Raw genomic sequence first — 20,024 nt, 5'->3', positions numbered from 1 at the left:
CGTCCGGGCGCCGGGGCGCCCGGATCAGGCTCACATGCGGCCGTAGGCGGCCAGGCGAGAGGCGCGACGGGCCTGGGCCTCGGACTTTTCGAGCGCCTTGCGCTCCTTGCGTTCGCTACGCTTGACCTCGAGAGCGGCCTGTTCCAGCGCGGCCTGGGCCTCTTGCTCGGCGGCGACGGCGGCGGCGCGGGCGGCGCGGGCGGCTTCGCGTTCGGCCTGACGGGCGGCGCGCACGGCGTCCAGTTCGCGCTCGCGCTCAGTGGCGCGGTCGACGAAGTCGTTGGCGGTCACGGCCGGCTTGGGCTTGAACTTGGCGAGCAGGGCCTTCTTGGCCTCGGCGGATGCTTCGCGGCGTTCGGCAAAACCGGTCGTCTTCAGGTGTTTCATGCTTGTCCTAGGTTTTGATGGGGTCCGGCCGCGCGCGTGAAAGCGTTACGCAGCCTGGACGGCGCGTACTTAAGGCCAGATGGCCGCCAGGAAAAGATGGTTCGCGCGAAAACAGCGTCGAACGTGGCGTCAAGGCCGCACTTTGTGGTCAATCGGCCCGGAAGATCGCCGCGACGTCGGCCTCGGACAGCAGCCGCCAGGCGCCGGGCTCAAGGTCGCCAGGCAGGTCGAGGCCGCCGATTCTGTCGCGGTGCAGGGCCGTGACGTGGTTGCCCATCGCCGCGAACATGCGGCGGACCTGATGATAGCGGCCCTCGGTGATGGTCAGCAGGGCCGAGGTCGGCGACAGCGTGGTCATGACCGCCGGGGACAGGGGCTTGTCCTCGCCGTCCAGCATCAGGTCTCCGGCCGCGAATACCGCCGCCTCGTCGCCGCGCAGGGGGCGGTCGAGGTCGACGCGATAGCGCTTGGCCACATGCGCCCTGGGCGAGATCACCCGGTGCAGCAGGCCGCCGTCGTCGGTCATCAGCAAGAGGCCCGAGGTGTCCTTGTCGAGACGGCCGATGGTCGAGACGGCCGGCTCGCGTCGCCGCCAGCGCGACGGCAGCAGGTCGTAGACCAGCGCGCCCGCCTCCTTGTGCGAACAGGTGACGCCGAGGGGCTTGTGCAGCATCAGCGCCAGCCCCGGCGGCGGATCGAGGGGACGGCCCTGCACGCGCAGGCGCTGCGACAGCTCCGGGGCGACCGGGACGCGAAGATCGGCGTCGGCGACTGCGACCCCGTCCAGCGTCACCTGGCCGGCGCGGGCCAGTTGCTGGATCTCCCGCCGCGAGCCGTAGCCCATGTTGGCGAGCAGGCGGTCCAGCCGCATGGCGGCGGGCGCCTTGCTCATCGCCGGGCCTCGTAGACCTTATAGCCGCCGGCCTCGGCCTTGAGCGTCGCCTTGGCGAAGGCCGACGACAGCTCGGCCTCGTAGGGCAGGTGCCGGTTGGCCACCAGCCAGCAGCAGCCGCCCTTGCGGAGCAGGGCGGCGGCGTGACGGATGAACGCCTGGCCCAGGGTGCGGTCCTCGGCGCCGCCGTCGTGGAACGGCGGGTTCATGACTACGAAGTCCAGCGTCTGCGCCGCCGGTCCGCCGGCGCGGACGTCGGCCCATTGAAAGGTCGCGCGCGGATCGTCGACATTGCGCCGCGCCGCCTCGACCGCGCGGCGGTCGATGTCGACCAGATGCAGGCGGGTCACCGCGGCGGACGCCAGGACACGGCGGGCCAGCACGCCGACGCCGGCCCCGAGGTCGGCGCCCGCGCCGGTCATCGCCGGCAGTTGCGCCGCCAGCAGGGCGCTGCCGGGGTCGACCCTGTCCCAGCTGAACACGCCGGGCTGCGACCAAAGGTCGAGGCCCGGCGGGCGCTGCATCGCCCCGGCGGCGATCGCCGCATCGAGCCCCTGGGGCGCGGCGGGCCGGCGGACGACGCAGATGCGGTGGTGCCGCTTGGCGGTCTCGATCACCTCGCAGCCGAACGCGGCCAGCTCCTTGCCGAGGCGCGAGCCGCCCTTGTCCTTGGGCGCCATCGCCGTCAGCGGGGCGTCCGGCGTAAGGGCGCGCAGGGCCAGGGCCAGGACGCGTCGGCGCTCGACCGCGCCCGGCGGAGCCAACATGGTCATGGCCGCGAGGCTTTCCGGCGCGACCTCCTCCAGCGCAGAGGCGCCGGGAATCAGCGGAGAGAACTGCGCCGCCCGCGCGCCGGCCTGCGCCAGCGCCCGGGGCGGCTCGCCATAAACGCCTTCCATCACTCGATCGTCATCCGCCACGGTGTCGCCTGTGTTGATTTGCGGCGTCTACTATCGCGACGAGGCCGGAAAGGACAGGTTCGGAAGGTTCGCGCCTGTCCACGAAATGACACGAATGATCGTCATTTATCCGTCGCTCCAAGATGTTTAGGCTTGTCGCGCCATGCCCACGTCCGGTCTTCACTATCCGACCCCAGCCGCCAAGTGCGCCGACCTGTGCGTGCATCTGGCCGGGCTGGCGCTCGCCCTGTTCGGCGGCGGGGTGCTGCTGGGCCTGGCCCTGGGCGGATCGATCGGTCAGGTGGTGTCGGTGTCGATCTACGCCGTCGGCCTGGTGCTGATGCTCGGGGTGTCCACCGCCTACAACTTCGCCAAGGCGTCCTGGCGGCCGATCCTGCGCCGGTTCGACCACGCCGGCATCTTCCTGATGATCGCCGCCTCCTACACGCCGTTCACCACCCAGCGCCTGACCGGGGCCTGGAGCGTCGGCATGACCGCCGCCGTGTGGACCGTGGCCTTGGCCGGGGTGGCGGGAAAACTGTTCCTGCCGGGCCTTGGGCGCCGGTTCTGGGTCGGGGTCTATCTGGCGCTCGGCTGGCTGGTGCTGGTGGCGATCAAGCCGATGATCGCCGGCCTGTCCTGGGTCGCGCTGTTGCTGCTCGCCATCGGCGGCCTGGTCTATTCGACCGGCGCGGCCTTCTACCTGATGAAGCGGCTGCGCTTCCGCCGGGCCATCTGGCACGGCCACGTGCTCGGCGGCGCGGGACTGCACTACGCGGCCGTGCTGATCGGGGTGGTGCTGGCGCGCGCCGGCTCCTGACCGCCCTGGGGGGCTGGGACCGCTTGTCTAGACCGCCTGTCCGGCGGCCCAGCCCGACGACCAGGCCCACTGGAAGTTATAGCCGCCCAGCCAGCCCGTGACGTCGACCACCTCGCCGATGAAATAGAGGCCGCGCGCGCGCCGCGCCTGCATGGTGCGCGAGTCGAGCTCGTCGGTGTCCACGCCGCCCAGCGTCACCTCGGCCGTGCGATAGCCCTCCGAGCCGACCGGCTTGAAGCGCCAGGCGTTCACCGCCTGGTCCAGGGCGCGCAGCGTCCGGTCGGGAAGGTCGGCGAGATTGCCGGCCGCGCCGTGTTCCTCGGCCAGAAGCTGGGCCAGGCGCCTGGGCAGCAGGGTCGCCAGCGCGGTCTGGGCGGCCTGTCTGCCGTTGGCCCGCCGCGCCTCGCGCAGGCGCTCGAACACGTCGACGCCCGGCGCCATCGACACGATGATCTCCTCGCCCTCGCGCCAGTAGGACGAGATCTGCAGGATGGCCGGGCCGCTGAGGCCGCGATGGGTGAACAGCATGGCCTCGTCGAAGGCGGTCCTGGCGCTGGCCGCCCGGGCGTCGACCGCGACGCCCGCCAGGGGCTTCAGCCGCTCCAGGGCGCCGGTCTCCAGCGTCAGCGGGACCAGGGCTGGACGGGTCTCCGTCACCTTGAGCCCGAAGCGCGCGGCGAGGTCGTAGCCGAAGCCGGTGGCCCCCATCTTGGGGATCGACTTGCCGCCGGTGGCGACCACCAGCGAGGCGCAGGCGATCCGCCGGCCGCCGGCGGCCAGCTCGAAGCCGGTGTCGGTCCTGGACACGTCGGTCGCCGTGGCGCGCAGTTGCAGCTTCACCCCGCGCCGGGTCATCTCGCCCAGCAGCATGTCGACGATCTGGCGGGACGAGCCGTCGCAGAACAGCTGCCCCAGCGTCTTCTCGTGATAGGCCACGCCGCTGCGCTCGACCCAGGCGACGAAGTCGTGCTGGGTGTAGCGCCGCAGCGCCGAGATGCAGAACCTGGGGTTGCCCGAGATGTAGTTCGCGGGCGTGGCGCGCAGGTTGGTGAAGTTGCAGCGTCCGCCGCCGGAGATGCGGATCTTCTCGCCGGCGGCGGCGGCATGGTCGAGGACCAGAACCGAGCGGCCGCGCTTGCCCGCCTCGATGGCGCACATCATGCCGGCGGCGCCGGCGCCGATCACTACGACGTCGAAGGCGTCCACGCGGCGGGGCTCAGCGGCGCTCGCGGTTGGCCTTGCGCGGCTTGCCGCGGAACGACGGGCGCGCGTCGGGCCGGTCGTTCGGCCGGCCGGCCGGCTTGCGCGGCGCGGCCTTGAACGGTTTGGCGGGACGCTCGAACATGCCGTCGGCGTCGGGCGGCGCGGTCGGCTCCAGCCGGATGTCGTCCTCGGCGGAGGCCTTGGCCGCCGCGGTGAACTTGGCCTCGACCTCGCGGGCGACGCCGAACTTGGTCTCGCGGTCGAAGATGCGGATCTGGCCGATCTCCTTCTTGGTGACGTGGCCGAGGCGGCAGATCATCGGCAGCAGCCATTTGGGGTCGGCGTTGTTGCGACGGCCGACGTTCAGACGGAACCAGACCACCTCGTCGGCCCCCATCCGCGCCGGACGAGGCGCGTCGGGATCGGCCGCGCGTGCGCCGCCGTCGCGGGGGCGATCCTCGCGGAACAGCTCTTCGGGCGCGGGCAGCTTGGCGCGGTAGAGCCGCACCAGCACGCCGGCGATCTCCTCGGCGGAGCGGCTTTCCAGCAGGCGGCGGCCCTGGGCCAGTTCGTCCTCGCCCAGCGGGTCGGTCAAGGTCGCGTCCTGCAGCATGCGGTCGTGATCCTTGGCGCGGATGGATTCGGCGCTGGGCGGATCGTTCCACGCCGCCTGGATGTGGGCGGCGGCCAGCAGCTGTTCGGCTTTGCGGCGGCGGGTGTAGGGCGCGATCAGCACCGACGAGCCCTTGCGGCCGGCGCGGCCGGTCCGGCCGCTGCGGTGCAGCAGCGTGGCCTTGTTCTGCGGCAGGTCGGCGTGGATCACCAGGCCGAGGTCGGGCAGGTCGAGCCCGCGCGCGGCCACGTCGGTGGCGACGCAGACCCGCGCCCGGCCGTCGCGAAGCGACTGCAGCGCGTCGGCGCGCTCGCGCTGGCTGAGTTCGCCCGACAGGCCGACCACGGCGAAGCCGCGTTCGCGCAGGTTGCTGTGCAGGTGGCGCACCGCCTCGCGGGTGGAGCAGAACACCAGGGCGCCGGGCGCCTCGAAATAGCGAAGCACGTTGACGACGGCGTGCTCGATCTCGTTCGGGGCCACGCGGATGACCTGATAGTCGATGTCGCCGTGCGGCTCGTTGCGCCGGGTGGTGTCGATGCGGTGGGCGGCGCGCTGGAACCGCCGGGCGAGGGCGGCGATCTCCTTGTCGATGGTCGCCGAGAACAGCAGGGTGCGCCGTTCCTCAGGCGCGGCGTCGAGAATGAACTCCAGGTCCTCGCGGAACCCGAGGTCGAGCATCTCGTCGGCTTCGTCCAGCACGATGACCGACAGGTCCGACAGGTCGAGGTGGCCGCGCTCCAGGTGGTCGCGCAGGCGGCCCGGCGTGCCGACGACGATATGGCAGCCGGCGGCCAGCAGCCGCTGTTCGCGACGCGCGTCCATGCCGCCGACGCACGAGACGACCCGCGCCTCGGCCTTGGCGTAGAGCCAGCTCAGTTCGCGGTTGACCTGCAGGGCCAGCTCGCGGGTCGGGGCGATGATCAGCGCCGAGGGCGCGCCGGCCGGGGTCAGCGGTCCGTCGCCGGCGAACAGGCTGGAGGCCATGGCCAGTCCGAAGGCGACCGTCTTGCCGGAGCCGGTCTGGGCCGAGACCAGGAGGTCGACGTCGCCGGCGCCTTCCTCGAGCACGGCGGCCTGGACCGGCGTCGGCTCTTCGTAGCCCTGGGCGGCGAGGGCCTCGGCCAGGGCGGGGTGGGTGAGGGGGAAGGGCATCGAAATCCTTTGCGGCGGCCCGGCGGGGACGCCGACGGAACTAGAATACACGTTCCGGCGGCCATTCGGGCGCGGACGTGCGGGAGGTTGGCGAGGGGAGGGCGTAATGGGCGTGCGCGCCGCGTGGGCGGCGAGGGTCAGATCGGCGTGCGCGTCCTGTGGGGAGGCTTTGATGTGGTCGGGCGGCGTGGGCGCCGTCGCTCTCCGCGCCGCGCCGTTTGGCGCAGCCGCGTCGTGGAGGCGAGCCCCGCGCCGCCGCTGATAGCCTCGATCGCCGCCAATGTCACGCGATCCGGCCGGAAGCGCGCCTTTCGAGCCGTGGTGGAAGGCGGTCGTGCGTTTCGGCTGAAGGCGGCGTGGCGGGCGGTTGGACATTATCCGTCCGCATGCGAGGCTTGGCGGCGTTGTGGCGGTGAATGGCGCTTGATTTCCGCGCAAGCGCGCCGATACGGGGTGAGAGAATGCAGCTCGACAAGCTTGACCGGCGGCTCCTGAACCTGATGCAGGAGGACGCCGGGCGGACGGCCGAGGTCCTGTCGGCCGAGATCGGGCTGTCGGCCTCGGCGGTCCAGCGCCGCCTGCGGCGAATGCGCGAGGAGGGGGTGATCGCCCGCGAGATCGCGGTGGTCGATCCCCGCAAGGTGGGGCGGCCGACCTTCTTCATCGTATCATTGCAGATCGAGCGCGAACGCCCTGAATTATTGGCCCAACTGCGCAAATGGCTTTCCGAGCAGGAGCACGTCCAGCAGGCCTTCTACGTGACGGGCGAAGCCGATTTCATCCTGGTGGTCTCGGTTCCAGACACCGAGAGCTACGACGCCTTGATGGCGCGGCTGGTCAGCGAGAACCCCAATGTCCGCCGGTTCACGACCAATGTCGCGCTCAACGTCGTCAAGCGTGGGCTGACGATTCCGGTGCCCTTGAGCGAGGACGATTGAGCGTCGGCTTTTTTCGGCGTTCTGATACGGCCTGATGCACGTTTTAGGCGTAGGCGTCCGATCTTCGCGGCGCGGCGTCCACGAAGATCGTCATCCTCGCGGCATGACCATCATGACCGACGCCGGCCTGGCCGAAACCGCCTTCCATTTCCTGGAGACCCTGCAACCGACGCGATTGATCGCCTCGCCCGAACTGGCGCGGCGGACGGGTGTCGGACGCGTCCTGCTGAAGATCGAGGCCGACCGGCCGCTCGGCAACTTCAAGCAACTCGGCGGCATGTTCGCCGGCCTGCTCGCCCTGGCGCGCCGCCCCGCCGGCGCGCCCGCCCACCTGATCTGCGCCAGCGACGGCAACCATGGCCTCGCGGTGACGGCGGCGGCGCAGTCGGCGGGGGCCAAGGCGTCGGTCTTCCTGCCGGACACGGTCACGGCGGTGCGGGCCGAGCGCATCCGCGGGCTCGGCGGCGAGGTCATCTGGGTGGCGGGCACCTATGACGACGCGGTCGAGGCCGCCGCCGCCTTCGCCGCGCGCGGCGAGGGCGTGCTGATCGCCGACACCGCCCCCGATCCGGCCGATCCGGTGGTACATGACGTCATGGCCGGCTACGCCGCCCTGGCGCGGGAGCTCTATGACCAGCTTCGCGAAGCGGGCGCGTCGCCGACGCACCTGTATGTGCAGGCCGGCGTCGGCGGGCTGGCCGCCGCCCTGGTCGACAGCCTGGCCGAGACCATGAGCGGGCCGCGACGGACCTTTGCCGTCGAGCCCCGGGCCGCCGCCTGCGTCGCCGCCGCCCTGCGGGCCGGGCGGCCGGTGCAGATCGACGGCGACCTGCACACCTCGGCCGAGATGCTGTCCTGCGGGCTCGCCTCGGCTCCGGCGCTGGAGGTGCTGCGGCGTCGGGGGGTCGGTTCGGTGCTGGTGGACGAGGATCGCTTGGCGGCGGCGGTGCGCGCCTTGGGCGACGCGACGGGCGTGGCCTCCACCGCGTCCGGCGCCGCGGGCCTGGCCGGCCTGCTGGAGGTCGCCGAACAGCCGGCCTTGCGCGTCGAGCACGGGCTGACCGAAGACAGCGTCGTCTTGCTGGTGGTGACGGAAGGCGCGGCGGAGTGACCGCCTCGCGCCCTTGGCCGTCGATCCCGGCTATGGCGGGACGATGAGCGCTGGCTCGAAAAGACTGGCGCCGACGCCCTGTTCACGGGCAGGGGGATGCGGTCTTCTATCAGATGGCGCCGGCGGCGCTGGCCGCGGATTTTTGGCGCGGGGCCGGTCGTGATCAGAGCCTGACGCGCGCTCTTGGCCTGCTGGCGCGACGCGCCCGCCGGACCGTGTGGGGGCTTGTCGCCGAGGCCTTTCGCGAGGCTCGAAGGCCGATCAGGGCGCGCCAGGCCGTTATAGATCCAGATGACGGCGTCCAGCTGTAGATCGGCTGATGAAAATCCAGACCAAGGTCTTTCTGCCTGGCGATCTCGTGCGAGGCTTGGACCAGTCGTCCCGACGACTGCGCTAGCCCAAGTCGGAGATCGTCCGCGCGGCCGTCGCGGCGTACCTGTCGCCTGACGGCGCCGAGACCGGCGATGCGGCGGTGACACGGCGGCTGGACCGGATGTCCCGTCAGATCGAGCGGCTCGAGCGGGACTTCACCATCGCCAACGAGACGATCGCGCTCTTCGTCCGGCTCTGGGGGGCGACTGCGCCGGCCTGCCGATCAAGGCTGGTATCGCCGCCTCCGTAGCAACACGTAAGTACCTTCCACGAATTTCGGCGTGAGGAGAGCAGGCTTAAAGCCAAGGGCGAAGCGGAGGATGACATGCGCATCCCAACCTGCGAGGCCGCGGCTTCGGGTGTCGAAAGACCATCCGGATATCTGGAACCGGTCGCCGGAAGGGATGTCGCCTGCGGCGTCTTCAGCGGCCTGGGGCGAATGCGCTGGCTGTCCAGCGGTGGTCCGCGGGGGCTGCGGGTGTTCGACGGTCATCTTGGTCCGACCCACTGGCCGGAACGGGAAAGAGCCGTTGCGCCGCCGCCCTCGGGACATGTCGCGGGGCTTGATCGTCGGGCGCTTGCGCAATGCTGGAGATGAAGCTTGGCGGGACAGCGCCGGCGATCGCCCTGCGGGCGAAAGCCCTGGCGATCGACACGGTGCACGAGAACGTCCTACTGCTGTCGCGGCGCTGTGTGGCCTTGCGCCCCGAGCGGATGGCCGCGGCCCGCAAGGTCGAGGTTTCTTCCGGCGATCGCCTCATCCTGGCCAAGCTGATCATCTGCGACGACACGGCCTTGCTCGATCATGACGAGGCGGGCCTGACCCAGCCAGCCTTTCGCCGCCTGGGCGTCGAAGCCGGCGCGGCGGTTCACGTGGCGCCGGCGCGGGCGCCGCTCAGCCTTGACGCCATCCGCGACAAGGTGCGGGGCGAGACGCTCGATGGCGCACGCCTCGACCAGATCGTCGCCGATCTGGTCGCGCATCGCTATTCGGACATGGAGACGGCGGCGTTCCTGGTCGCCTGCGCCAGCTTCATGACGCCCGATGAAACCCTCGATCTCACCCGCGCGATGATCGCCGCCGGCCGCCAGCTCTCCTGGGGGCGCAGCCTCGTAGTCGACAAGCACTGTATCGGCGGCGTTCCTGGCAATCGGACATCCCTGATCTTGGCGCCGATCGTCGCCGCGCACGGCCTGCTGATCCCCAAGACCTCCTCCCGCGCGATCACTTCGCCGGCCGGCACGGCCGATACCATGGAGGTGTTCGCGCGGGTTGATCTGAGCGAGGACGAGATGCGCCGGACGGTCGACCATTGCGGGGCCTGCATCGTCTGGGGCGGCAGGGTCGATCTGTCGCCGGCCGATGACGTCCTGATCTCGGTCGAACGTCCGTTATCCATCGACACGCTGGAACAAATGACGGCTTCCATCCTGTCGAAAAAAGCCGCCGCAGGCTCCAGCCACCTCGTGCTGGACATTCCCGTCGGGCCATCAGCCAAGGTGCGGGACGCCGGCCAGGCGCTGCGCCTGCGCAAGCTTTTCGAGTATGTCGGCGGCAGGCTTGGCCTCACGCTTGAAATCTTGGTCACCGACGGCTCTCAGCCGATCGGGCGCGGCGTGGGGCCTGTGCTCGAGGCCCGCGACGTCGCCGCGATCCTGGAAGGACGCAGCGGGGCGCCGGCGGCGTTACGGGAAAAGGCGATCCGCTTGGCCGGGAGGGTTCTGGAATTCGACCCGGCCCTGGATGGCGGCCGAGGCGAAGCCCGGGCGCGTGAACTGCTGGAGAGCGGCGCTGCTCGTCGGAAGATGGACGAGATCATCGAGATGCAGGGGCCCTCGCCGATCCGGCGGGAACTGGGTTCCTTGTGTTACGAGGTCGTCGCCCGCACCTCCGGCTGGATCGAAGCCGTCGACTGTCGGCGCATCGCCACGATAGCCCGCCTCAGCGGCGCGCCGACCGATCCTGGCGCGGGCGTCGAGCTGTTGAGGGGCGCCGGCGATCCTGTCCGGGCGGGCGATCCGCTGTTCCGCATCTATGGCGTCGATCCGGCGGACTTCGGTTTCGCCCGCGAGGCGGCCGAAGAGGACAGCGGCTTTCGCCTGGCGCGGACATGAGGCCCGTCAGCGTTCAGGCTTTCGCTGACCAGGCCGGCGTCGCCCAGGCTCTGGCCACGCGATTGGGCGTCCCGTTCGAAATCATCGACCTTCACCGCTTTCCCGACGGGGAATTGCTGCCGCGGGTCTCACCGGCCAGGACGGTGATCATCTATTGCAGCCTCGACCGCCCGACCGAGAAACTGCTGGCCTTGATGCTGTCGGCGGACGCATGGCGACGCAGCGGCGCGGGTCGGCTCGTGCTGGTGTCTCCCTATCTCTGCTATATGCGTCAGGACGCGGTGTTCGCACCCGGTGAGCCGCTGAGCCGCGATGTCGTCGGCGCCCTGCTCGGCCAACGTTTCGACCGCATCGTCGCCGTCGATCCGCATCTCCATCGCACCCACGGCCTGGGCGAGGTCTTTGGGACGGCCGAGACTACGACCTTGTCCGCCACCGGCGTCCTGGCTGCGGCGGTCGGAGCGGACAGGGTCGATCTAGTGGTCGGTCCCGACGCGGAATCGGTGAACTGGGCGCGGCCGCTCGCCGAGCGGCTCGGGACCAAGCTGCTGGCCTTCGACAAGATCCGCCGCGGCGACGACGTCGTGATGTTGCGACCATCGGCGGATATGGGCTCGGTGGCCGGCCAAAGGGTCCTTCTCGCCGACGACGTCTGTTCCAGCGGGGCGACCCTTCTGACCGCCGCGCGCCTGCTGATCAATGCCGGAGCCGCGAGCGTCGAGGTCGCGGTCACTCACGCGCTGTTGGCCATGGATGCCGTCGATCGGCTGCGCGCCGCCGGGGTCCGACGTTTCATCTCCAGCGATTCCGTCCTCCACCCCACCGCCGTCGCGCCGCTGGCGCCCCTGCTGGCGGAGGCCTTGGCGGACGAATTGGCGGAGCCAAAGGAAGCGCCGCCAATGCGGTGATCGCCTGCCGGCTCGAAGCAGTGGGTCCGGGATCAGCCCAGGCTTCTGGTCACGCCCGCGCGGCCTCGGAAAGGTCGTAGGGGGCCATGGGCTCGGCCACCGTGCAGTCCCATCCCAGTTCCCGGCCGATCCTTACACGCAGGGCCTCGGAGGCGGAGGGCTCGCCATGCACGATGAAAGTGTGGCGAGGCGGCTGCCGAAAACCCTTGAGCCAGCGCACGATTTCGGCGGCGTCGGCATGGGCTGACAACATGGTGAGGGCGGCGATCTCGGCGCGGATCGGAATCCATTGGCCGTGAATCTTGGTTTCGCCGGCGCCGGCGATCAGGGCCGCGCCGCGGGTGCCGGCGGCCTGGAACCCCGAGAACAGGATGGTGTTGCGTGGGTCGCGACCGAACGCCTTGATGTGATGAAGCACGCGTCCGCCGGTCGCCATGCCGCTGGCCGACAAAATGACCTTGGGCACGGGACTGGCGCTTATGGCCTTGGATTCTTCGACGTCGCGCACATAGGTCGCGACCGCGCAGGCCTGGCGGCAATCGGACGGAGAAAGGCGATAGTCGTCCGGATGGCGGCGCAGGATGTCGCTCGCGTCGATCGCCATCGGGCTGTCCAGATAGATAGGGGTCAGACCAAGGCGGCCCGACTGGCGTAGGCGCCACAGATGGTACAGCAGCAGCTGCGCCCGGCCGACCGCGAAGGCGGGGATGATCACGGTTCCCCCGCGCCGCGTCGTCCGTTCGATGATGTCGCCGAGCGCGGCCGTTGGATCGACGGGATCGTGCAGTCGGTCGCCATAGGTCGATTCCACGACGAGATAGTCGGCCTGAGGGATCGGCTCGGGATCGACCATCATGGGATCGCCATAGCGGCCAAGGTCGCCGGAAAAGGCGATGGTGCGGCCTCGCCACCGGATTTCAGCGGTCGCCGCACCCAGGATATGGCCGGCGCGGCGGAAGGTGAGCTGCGCGCCGGCCGGTAGAGGCAGGTCGTTGTGGAATGCGACCCGCGTCAGCCGTTTCAGAGCGCGCTCGGCGTCGTTCGCCGTATAAAGCGGCAGGGCTGGATGGTGGCGCGAGAAGCCGCTGCGGTTGGCGTACTCCGCATCCTTCTCCTGCAGATGAGCCGCATCTCTCAGAATGATCTCGCAAAGGTCGATGGTCGAAGAGGTCGCGATCACCCGGCGTCTGAAGCCTTCGCGGACCAGCTTGGGCAGATAGCCGCAATGATCGAGATGAGCATGGGTCAGGATCACGGCGTCGATGGAGGCCGGCTGTATCGGGAAGGGGGCCCAGTTGCGCAGGCGCAGGGTCTTCAGCCCCTGAAACAGGCCGCAGTCGATCAGCAGCTTGTCGTTATCGGACTCCAGCAGGTGCCGCGATCCGGTGACGGCGCCGGCGCCGCCGAGGCAGGTGAGCGTCATCGACATGATGGCCTCCAAGGTCTCCGCCGTTTGTGGCCCGGCCGTCCCAGCCGGGCCTTGATGCAACTCAAGGCGTAAGGGCGCGCCCAGAACTGGGCCGTCGAACCGGCGGATGGGCATGGTCTCTTCGAGAGCGCCCCGCGGGCCGTATCGCCGTTCGACCGCGATAGGCGTTTCGGATCTCGGGCGGACGGGCGGCCAAAGGCGGGTTTGCGCCCTGGGGCTGGTCGTCCGGCCATCCATCGACCCGAGATGAGGAAGTCAGGATGACAGTCCGTGGGCCGCCCATAAGCTGGCGACCGCCAGAACGCCGCCGACGGCTATGCGGACGGCGAAGCGCCGGGAGCCGAGCGCGAAGGCCACTGGAATCTTGATCGCCATGTTCGTCGTCAGGCCGACCAGCACGCCGATCACGGCCGTCGGCGTATCGATTTGTCCGGATTGATCGAGGGTGGCCATGGATAGGGCGGCGGCGTGGGCGTCGGTCAGGCCGGTCGCCGCCGCGCCGATCAATGCTCCCGCCGATCCCAGGCGCGCCGCCAGCAATCGACAGAGCACGGTGACCGTGGCGACCAGCCCAACGAACAGCAAGGCGGCGCCGAAGTTGAACGCCCGGCCGGGGGCGTTCGCATGATCGCCCTGGATGCTGGACCGGGCTCCCAGAACCACCGAGTAGCCCAGCAAGGTCAGTGCAGCGGCGCCGAGCGGCGCGGTCAACGCAGACAGAAGACGAGGACTGACCACAAAGATCAGGATCATCATGTAGATCATGCTGCTCAGCAGCGACGCGGCCGCGCCGGCCGCGCTTGCGGCGGTCAGGTCTGGGTCCGCTCTCGAACGATGAGCCATGGCCGCGATGGCCGCCGTCGCCGAAATGAAGCCGGCGAAGAGGCCAGCGATCATCAAGCCGTAGCGGGCGCCGATCATGCGCTGGGCGATGTGGCCAAGCGAGCTCAGCGCCATGACCAGCACGACCAGGCGCCAGAGCGTGAACGGATTGAAGAGGCCCATCGGATCGAGCGCCCGGTTTGGCAGCAGCGGCAATATGACGGCGGCGGCGATGGCGAAGGTGACGCCGTCGAGCAATTCCTGCTGTGTCAGGGTTTTGCGGACCAGTTGGTGAATCTGCGTGCGATAGGCCAGCAAAGCGGTGACGACCACGCCAATCGCGAAGGTCAGGATCGCGTTGACATGGCTGAGCACCCCTAGCGCGAAGGTGAGGACGAGCGCGATTTCGCCGGTCAGCCCAGGGTCGCGCCGGTCCTCGAGGCTGTAGCCGACGATCGCGCCGACGCCGACCAAGGCGCCGGTCAGCAGCGCCATGCCCTCGCCGAGTTGGGCGGTGACCGCCCCGAGCAGGGCGACGAGGGCGAAGGTTCTCACCCCGGCTGGCGCGTGGCCTTCGCCTTCCTCCTTACGGCGTTCGCGCTCCGCGCCGATCAGGAGGCCCGTGGCCAGTGCGACCAGCAGGGACCATTCGGGGCGATGCGACAGGCTTTCGATCATGGCCTTGTCCCGCGAAGCGCGACAACGGTTTCGATAATGGGCGCATCGGCGTCGACGGACTTTGAGACGTCGCAATGAGAAGCGCGTTGTCGGGGATCAGCATTCAATCAAGTGTCGATGCTATGGAGAGCGAACCGTGGAAGAGCCAAAAGCCGCTGATCCGGGCGCCTTAGGGCGGATTCAAGCCATGCTGGACGCCCATAGGCTGATGTGTCTGGCGACCCTGCGGCCGGATGGTTGGCCGCAGAACACCATGGTCGGGTACGTGAACCAGGCGACGACGCTCTATTTCGTCGTCTCACGCACCAGCCAGAAGCTCGCCAATATCCAGCACGATCCGCGGGTTTCGATCGCGATCGGAACCGGAGGCGATCAATCGCCTCGACGGGGGCTGTCGATGGCCGCCCACGCGGCGGAGATCGTCGATCTCGCAGAAATCCGGCATCTTAACGATCTGATCCACAGCCGGTATCCGGAGGCCAGCCTGTTCGCGCCGCCGGCGTCCTCCGTGGCGGTGATGCGCGCGACGCCCGCGATCGTGTCCCTAATCGAGATGAGGGACGGCAAGCTGTACTCGGATCTCGTGCGGATCGACGCCGCGCCCGGTGGCGCGTAACGCGGCGCCGAGGTCGTCAAACTCAGTCCTTTCGCCATGCCGTAACCGTGGCGGTTGGAGGCGTTTATCCCGCGCCTAGCTGGTTGAGCGCCTGGGCGACGAAGCCACGTTGGCCGGGGAGGATTTTTCGCATCGCAAGATCTGCGGGCATATAGGTGGCGCGGTCGCATTCTGCGAAGCGGCCCATCCGTCCCGAAACCGTCGGCGTCTCGAGGGTCATCAGGTTGTTGCTAAAGCGGCCCAGATCGATGTCCGCTTCAACGAGCCAGCACAGGACCATCTTGCCGCTTTTCTGGCGCAAGGGCGTCAGGGGGCGAACGGACCGGAAACCGATGCGCCGGTTTCTTCCGTGAACTCGCGAGCGGCGGCGCAAAGCCCGTCCTCGCCTTGTTCGATCAAGCCCTTGGGAATGGACCAAACTCCATCGTCCCTGTTCTTCCAGAACGGTCCGCCAGGATGAACCAGCAAAAATTCCGCTCCGGTCGGGGCGTTGCGGAAAACGAGCAGTCCTGCGCTTGTCTGGGGCGGCATGAAGCTTTGCTTGAAGCAGAGGAGCTGGCGAGGACGGGGCGTCCCCGCCGCGATCCTGCCTTCGGCCTAGATCACCACGAGTTTGTCGATCACCTGATAGACGCCTGGGACGGCCCAAACGGCGTTCTCCGCCATCTCGCGTTCTCGCCAGAGCTTGACGTCGCCAGAAAGCGTCACCTTGCCGCCGTCTATGCCGATTTCGATGCCTGAGGCGTCGATCTCGGCGTTGCGATGAAACGCCTTCTTGATCTGGCTCTTGACGTCGCCTTGCTTGATGCCGCTTCGCAAGGTGATCAGGTTCGTCACCCCCCTTACGCCCGTCAGATGGCGGACGATGCGTTCGACTTCTTCTCTCTTGTAAGTCCAGTCGACCTCGCCGCTAAGGGTGACCCAGCCGTTCTCAACCTTGACTTTCACCCCCGTCTTCGGCGCCACGATGTTCCACGTCATGATGTTGGCTGCGCGTTTGGCGATCTCCGCATCGTCGTGGACCACCTCGTACGGAAGGCGGACCTCGATGTCTTCGGCGATGGCCCGAACCCCTTTGACGCGCTTGGCCGCCGCTTCCGCCGCCAGCTTTTCAGCATAGCTCGACACGTGACCGCTCAAGGTCACGACGCCGTCGGCCACCGTCACCCCGACGGCGGCGTCGGCGACTTGCGGCTCAAACTTGAGCTCCGCAAGGACATCGTTTCGAATATTGCTGTCGTTACCCATAGTCTTTGCTCCATCCTCCAGCCCGGCAGGGCAGTCTTGCGCCATGCCGCAAAACTGCGTTGACGTGGATCAAGGCGCATCTTCCTGGAGCGGCGCAGAAGTCGCGCGATATCGCCGTTCCGAAATCCGAAAGGAAGGCGCCCCGTGGCTAAGCGCCGGAAGTTCCTCTTTGTTTTGACCGATGGCGGCCGAGCGCGCATGGTCGAACGATCATCGTCCAACGGCGACTTCGTCACGGTCGCCGAGCTAAACCAAATGAGCCGGCTCAAGACCTTGCGCGACAGGCTGCACGCGAGTCCGCAGGCCAGGGTGTTTGGCAGTCACGAGCCGGTCCGCCATCGTGTCGGTCGCGAGGGGCATGTGCGGCGGGCGAAGACAGCTTTCGTGGCGCAGGTTGCGGCGCAGGCGGCGGGCATCGTCTCCAGCACGGGCCTGACCGGCGTCGTCCTCGCTGCGCCCCCACGACTGATCGGCGCTCTGCGCCGGTGTCTTGAGCCCTCGACGCCAATCGCTGGCGCGCTCGCGAAGGATCTGACCAAAACCCCGGATCACGCGCTTGGAGCCTGGCTTGATGACCTGACCTTCGCAGTGCCGGAAACGGGCGGGTGGCTGCGGGATGAATAGGATTGGCGTGCAGCTCACGCCCGGCAGATGACGTGATCTACGTCTGTCCCGGTTCGGATCGCCTGGATCGCCCCTCCTGGCGGGGCGCTGATAGCTTTTGTTAGCGCCTGAGGGGCGTCAACGGCCCGGTCGCCCCGAACTGAACGATGCTCCCGGACCTTGCCGCCGCTAGAGTTTTGGCGGGGTATCAGACCCAGGAAGCCGAGAACTCTCGCCCGGATGCGAACATCGCGGGTTCCGTGACGCTGGCGGCGAGCGCCGTTGCGGCGACTGGCCCTACGCCTGGGATGCTCGCTAGGCGCTGGCTGACAGAGCTCGAGCGACGCCATTCCAGAAGCTGGCGGTCGAGGCTGGCGATCTGGATCTCGATGTAGCCGAGTTGATCGGACAGGGGGCTGAGCGCAGCCTGGGATCGGCGGCAGACTATCGTCCGCCTCATCGGCCAGGGACACTGAGCAGAGGGCGTAGGTTGCGCACGGCGCGGGGAGCCGTGAGGTCCAACTCGGCCATATGGCCGCGTATCACGCAGATCAGCGCGGTGCGCTGCGACGGTAGTAACGAGCGCGCCCTGTGCAGCATCAGTGCGGCCTGTTGTTCCTCGGACTTGATCGATACGAAACGCATCGACGGCCGGGTCACCGCCTCGCAGGTCGCCGTCGCGTCGGCGACGTCGTTCTTTTGCCGGCGAACACAGGGCTTCACATAGACTGGCGGGAGCAGACGCACGTCATGGCCGAGCTGTCTTAGGACACGACCCCAGTGATGCGCGCTGCTGCCGGCCTCGAGGCCGACGCGTCCGGTGGCGTCGAGCGCGTGAACCCGGAAGACGCTCCTCGCCAGATCAACTCCAACAGTGGTCATCTCCTCGGTGGGCGGCGCTCCTCTGATGACATGTTCGACGGCAGCCATCATGACACGCAGTTGCCGCGTGAGCGCCGTCCACACCATCTCCAGTCTGGGCCATGCGTGGATCGGGGGGCGACGGGCCTTAATCGGGCTTTTTCTTCTTCAACGCGTCGGTCACCCGCCCGGCGCCTTCCTTCACGGCTTCTCCGGCCTCGCTCACCATGCCTTCGTGCCCGTTTTCGAGGATATCGCCGGAGTTGGCGTCTACGCCCACCTCGTACGTCGTTCCGTTGCTCAGTATATCGAAGGAGTAGCGTAGACCGCTGCCTCCCTTTTCCTTTTCGAGCTCCTCTTCGGTGATACGTCCAGGGCGAGCCTTCAGGGCTATGGATCGGGCCTTGGCGATGTCGAGCTTGGCCGACTTCGCCAGGGACTCGCCCTTGAAGTGTTCCGCGGCGACCGTGTGACCCGTGAGGGGGGACGCAATGGCGATGCTGGCGACGGCGATCAAGATGCGCTTCATGAGGCTTCTCCTGTGAACAGCCTTTCGAATCCTGTCGGATTGGCCCCGGAGCCTCCTTGATCCGCATCAATACCCTTCACGGGGCGGACCTTCACGGCGCTTCGGGAGCGGGAAACAGACGCTTGGAGCTGGCGGTCAACAGGACCATCGCGGCGACGAACCAGATTGATGTTGCGCCCAGCCGGCCATAGGCCGCTGCGCCGCCGACGGGCCGCTGGCGTCTGGACGAGATGGTGGTGAAGATCGGCGGCTGATGGATGTTTCTGTGGCGAGCCGTCGACGATGAGGGCGAGGTCCTCAACATGCTGGCCCAGAAGCGCCGCAATAAGGCGGCGGCTTTGAAGCTGCTGAGAAAATTGCTGAAAAGCCAGGGCGTTCATCCCGAAACGATCACGACGAACAAGCTGGCCTCGTATCGGGCGGCGGCCAAGACACTGAACCTGCAGGAGCGTCACCGGCCGGGCGGCATGCGCGAAAACCATCGGGCGGAAAATTCGCACCTGCCGATCCGACAACGGGAGCGAAAGATGGAGAAGTTCAAGAGCCAGGGCTCAGCCCAGCGCTTCCTCGCCACTCACGTCGCCGTCTACAACACCTTCAACCTGCAACCCCATCTGATCCGCCGATCGACGCTCCGCCAATTCCGGGCCGCGGCGCATCAAGCGTAGGCGGAGGCGACGATCGCCGCCTGACGGTCGGGGCGGGGAGGGGCGTTCGCGGGCTGATGACGGTTAACGTGACAACACCCCGCCAACGGTTTGATCCGCATCAGCATGACGCGCCGGCTCGACTTGAGCGGGCTCAAGGCGCTTCGCCTTTCCCTGTTCAACATGGCTGGATGGAGAGGTTGAAATTGGAGCTGTGCGATGTTGCCCAGCCAAAGCGGCGTAGAGGTCGGCCCGCTGAGTTTGCTGGGAGACGTGATTACGCCGAATAGACCGCGCGGGCTGGTGATTTTCGCCCATGGCAGCGGATCGAGCCGGTTCAGTCCCCGCAATCGGAAAGTCGCCTTCGCCCTTGCGGCGAAGGGGGTGGCGACGTTGCTGTTCGACCTGCTGAATGCAGACGAAGCCGCCTTTCGTGCCAATGTCTTCGATGTCGCGTTGCTGACGAGCCGTCTGGTCGAGGCGATCGACTGGGCTCGCGAGACTCAGCGCTTGGGCGGGCTGGACATCGGCCTATTCGGTTCGAGCACCGGTGCGGCCGCCGCGTTGTGCGCCGCGGCGCGCAGGCCGGTCGCGGCCGTGGTCTCACGCGGGGGACGGCCCGACCTGGCCGGCGCGCTTGGGCCGGCGGCGGCGCCGACCCTGCTGATCGTCGGTTCGCGCGATGTCGAGGTCTTGGCGCTCAATCGCGCGGCCTTGCGGCAGCTTGGCCCGGCGGCGCATCTGGCGATCGTCGATGGCGCGTCGCATTTGTTCGAAGAGCCGGGCGCGCTCGACGAGGTGATCGGCCTGTCGCAGGCGTGGTTCAGTCATCATTTCGCTGCGCCAGCGTCTAATCAGCTGAAGGGGCGAAGCGTGTGACGATATGGCAGGTTTCGATCGCGACCAGGGCGGTTGTCGTTAAGAACAGTTCTTTGCGACAATTGTTCAGTGATCGCGTGTATGAATATGTCTTAGCATGGTCGATATATGGAAAGGTGCGCCATGTTTCCTGGAAATGCGCCTGATCGCATGTTCCTTCGAAGCTTCAATGTTCAGGGAGGCGTGAGGCTTTCCCCGGGAAAATCTCTCTTTCAAGAGGCGGAGCGGCTTGAAGAGCAAGGGTTGCTGAGGTCCCTTTCGGCGGGGCGAACCAAAGATCGCATATTCGTTCTGAGCGGCCA

At 68.1% G+C, this 20,024-nt stretch carries 20 protein-coding genes and 1 pseudogene; 9 read left to right on the top strand and 12 right to left on the bottom strand.

The genetic code is table 11. From position 1 onward, the window contains the following. Positions 1-30: 30 nt before the first annotated feature. The 3 genes from C5708_RS03290 to C5708_RS03280 form a co-directional block, all read right to left on the bottom strand. Positions 31-387, bottom strand: coding sequence for a DUF6481 family protein (locus C5708_RS03290; protein WP_242917780.1), 357 nt, complete (start codon positions 385-387; stop codon positions 31-33). Between the two features lie 148 nt (positions 388-535). Beyond that, positions 536-1,279 carry a pseudouridine synthase gene (locus C5708_RS03285; RefSeq protein ID WP_242917778.1) on the bottom strand — a complete coding sequence of 248 codons (744 nt, stop codon included), beginning with the start codon at positions 1,277-1,279 and terminating at the stop codon, positions 536-538. Beyond that, positions 1,276-2,178 carry a class I SAM-dependent methyltransferase gene (locus tag C5708_RS03280; RefSeq protein ID WP_242917776.1) on the bottom strand — a complete coding sequence of 301 codons (903 nt, stop codon included), beginning with the start codon at positions 2,176-2,178 and terminating at the stop codon, positions 1,276-1,278. Before C5708_RS03280 ends, C5708_RS03285 begins: the two co-directional genes overlap by 4 nt. Positions 2,179-2,341: 163 nt before the next feature. On the opposite strand from C5708_RS03280, the gene C5708_RS03275 reads away from it, so the two are divergent. Beyond that, positions 2,342-2,998, top strand: a complete 657-nt coding sequence (locus C5708_RS03275) for a hemolysin III family protein (protein ID WP_242917774.1) — start codon at positions 2,342-2,344, stop codon at positions 2,996-2,998. Between the two features lie 27 nt (positions 2,999-3,025). On the opposite strand, the gene C5708_RS03270 is transcribed toward C5708_RS03275, so the two are convergent. Both C5708_RS03270 and C5708_RS03265 read right to left on the bottom strand, forming a co-directional pair. Further along, positions 3,026-4,204 carry an NAD(P)/FAD-dependent oxidoreductase gene (locus tag C5708_RS03270; RefSeq protein WP_242917766.1) on the bottom strand — a complete coding sequence of 393 codons (1,179 nt, stop codon included), beginning with the start codon at positions 4,202-4,204 and terminating at the stop codon, positions 3,026-3,028. A 10-nt stretch (positions 4,205-4,214) separates the two neighbouring features. Beyond that, positions 4,215-5,966 (bottom strand): DEAD/DEAH box helicase, encoded by a 1,752-nt coding sequence (locus C5708_RS03265; protein ID WP_242917764.1) that lies wholly within the window; start codon positions 5,964-5,966, stop codon positions 4,215-4,217. A 461-nt stretch (positions 5,967-6,427) separates the two neighbouring features. Here C5708_RS03265 and C5708_RS03260 point away from each other — a divergent pair, with 461 nt between their 5' ends. From C5708_RS03260 to prs, 4 genes are all read left to right on the top strand, one after another. Beyond that, positions 6,428-6,904, top strand: a complete 477-nt coding sequence (locus tag C5708_RS03260; RefSeq protein WP_242917763.1) for an Lrp/AsnC family transcriptional regulator — start codon at positions 6,428-6,430, stop codon at positions 6,902-6,904. Between the two features lie 112 nt (positions 6,905-7,016). Continuing rightward, positions 7,017-8,015 carry a pyridoxal-phosphate dependent enzyme gene (locus tag C5708_RS03255; RefSeq protein ID WP_242917761.1) on the top strand — a complete coding sequence of 333 codons (999 nt, stop codon included), beginning with the start codon at positions 7,017-7,019 and terminating at the stop codon, positions 8,013-8,015. Between the two features lie 957 nt (positions 8,016-8,972). Further along, entirely contained in the window at positions 8,973-10,502 is a 1,530-nt protein-coding gene (locus C5708_RS03250) for a thymidine phosphorylase family protein (protein WP_242917759.1), read from the top strand. Continuing rightward, the gene (gene prs, locus C5708_RS03245; RefSeq protein WP_242917757.1) at positions 10,499-11,410 is read left to right on the top strand and encodes a ribose-phosphate diphosphokinase; all 912 of its coding nucleotides are present in this window, start codon (positions 10,499-10,501) and stop codon (positions 11,408-11,410) included. Before C5708_RS03250 ends, prs begins: the two co-directional genes overlap by 4 nt. 49 nt (positions 11,411-11,459) lie before the next feature. Here the strand turns inward: prs and C5708_RS03240 are convergent, their stop codons facing one another. Then, on the bottom strand, positions 11,460-12,839 hold the full coding sequence (locus C5708_RS03240) for an MBL fold metallo-hydrolase (RefSeq protein WP_242917755.1): 1,380 nt from the start codon (positions 12,837-12,839) through the stop codon (positions 11,460-11,462). Between the two features lie 255 nt (positions 12,840-13,094). Next, positions 13,095-14,339: a DUF4010 domain-containing protein gene (locus C5708_RS03235; protein ID WP_242917753.1), complete on the bottom strand. Its 1,245-nt coding sequence runs from the start codon at positions 14,337-14,339 to the stop codon at positions 13,095-13,097. A 187-nt stretch (positions 14,340-14,526) separates the two neighbouring features. Between C5708_RS03235 and C5708_RS03230 the strand changes: the two genes are divergently transcribed. Continuing rightward, positions 14,527-14,955: a pyridoxamine 5'-phosphate oxidase family protein gene (locus tag C5708_RS03230; RefSeq protein WP_242917751.1), complete on the top strand. Its 429-nt coding sequence runs from the start codon at positions 14,527-14,529 to the stop codon at positions 14,953-14,955. A gap of 64 nt (positions 14,956-15,019) precedes the next feature. Here C5708_RS03230 and C5708_RS03225 read toward each other — a convergent pair whose 3' ends face one another. The 3 genes from C5708_RS03225 to C5708_RS03215 all read right to left on the bottom strand — a co-directional run bounded on the left by C5708_RS03225 (position 15,020) and on the right by C5708_RS03215 (position 16,203). Next, on the bottom strand, positions 15,020-15,235 hold the full coding sequence (locus C5708_RS03225; RefSeq protein ID WP_242917750.1) for a hypothetical protein: 216 nt from the start codon (positions 15,233-15,235) through the stop codon (positions 15,020-15,022). A gap of 26 nt (positions 15,236-15,261) precedes the next feature. Then, on the bottom strand, positions 15,262-15,486 hold the full coding sequence (locus tag C5708_RS03220; protein WP_242917748.1) for an NUDIX domain-containing protein: 225 nt from the start codon (positions 15,484-15,486) through the stop codon (positions 15,262-15,264). 66 nt (positions 15,487-15,552) lie between these two features. Next, positions 15,553-16,203, bottom strand: a complete 651-nt coding sequence (locus tag C5708_RS03215; RefSeq protein ID WP_242917746.1) for a BON domain-containing protein — start codon at positions 16,201-16,203, stop codon at positions 15,553-15,555. Between the two features lie 144 nt (positions 16,204-16,347). Between C5708_RS03215 and C5708_RS03210 the strand changes: the two genes are divergently transcribed. Beyond that, positions 16,348-16,827 (top strand): host attachment protein, encoded by a 480-nt coding sequence (locus tag C5708_RS03210; RefSeq protein WP_242917744.1) that lies wholly within the window; start codon positions 16,348-16,350, stop codon positions 16,825-16,827. Positions 16,828-17,262: 435 nt separating this feature from the next. Here C5708_RS03210 and C5708_RS03205 read toward each other — a convergent pair whose 3' ends face one another. Both C5708_RS03205 and C5708_RS03200 read right to left on the bottom strand, forming a co-directional pair. Next, on the bottom strand, positions 17,263-17,775 hold the full coding sequence (locus C5708_RS03205) for a transposase (RefSeq protein WP_242917742.1): 513 nt from the start codon (positions 17,773-17,775) through the stop codon (positions 17,263-17,265). 40 nt (positions 17,776-17,815) lie between these two features. Beyond that, positions 17,816-18,196, bottom strand: a complete 381-nt coding sequence (locus C5708_RS03200) for a PepSY domain-containing protein (RefSeq protein ID WP_242917740.1) — start codon at positions 18,194-18,196, stop codon at positions 17,816-17,818. Between the two features lie 215 nt (positions 18,197-18,411). On the opposite strand from C5708_RS03200, the pseudogene C5708_RS03195 reads away from it, so the two are divergent. Further along, positions 18,412-18,864: pseudogene (locus C5708_RS03195) on the top strand (DDE-type integrase/transposase/recombinase); the annotation flags it as partial. Positions 18,865-19,062: 198 nt separating this feature from the next. Then, complete coding sequence (locus C5708_RS03190) at positions 19,063-19,722, top strand: hypothetical protein (protein WP_242917738.1); 660 nt, start codon at positions 19,063-19,065, stop codon at positions 19,720-19,722. The last annotated feature ends 302 nt before the right edge of the window (positions 19,723-20,024 follow it).

This window comes from Caulobacter sp. CCUG 60055 (genome assembly GCF_022750545.1).
Classification (GTDB): domain Bacteria; phylum Pseudomonadota; class Alphaproteobacteria; order Caulobacterales; family Caulobacteraceae; genus PUIC01.
Note: the sequence above shows the minus strand (reverse complement) of the source record. Positions and strands in the feature narration are given on the sequence as shown.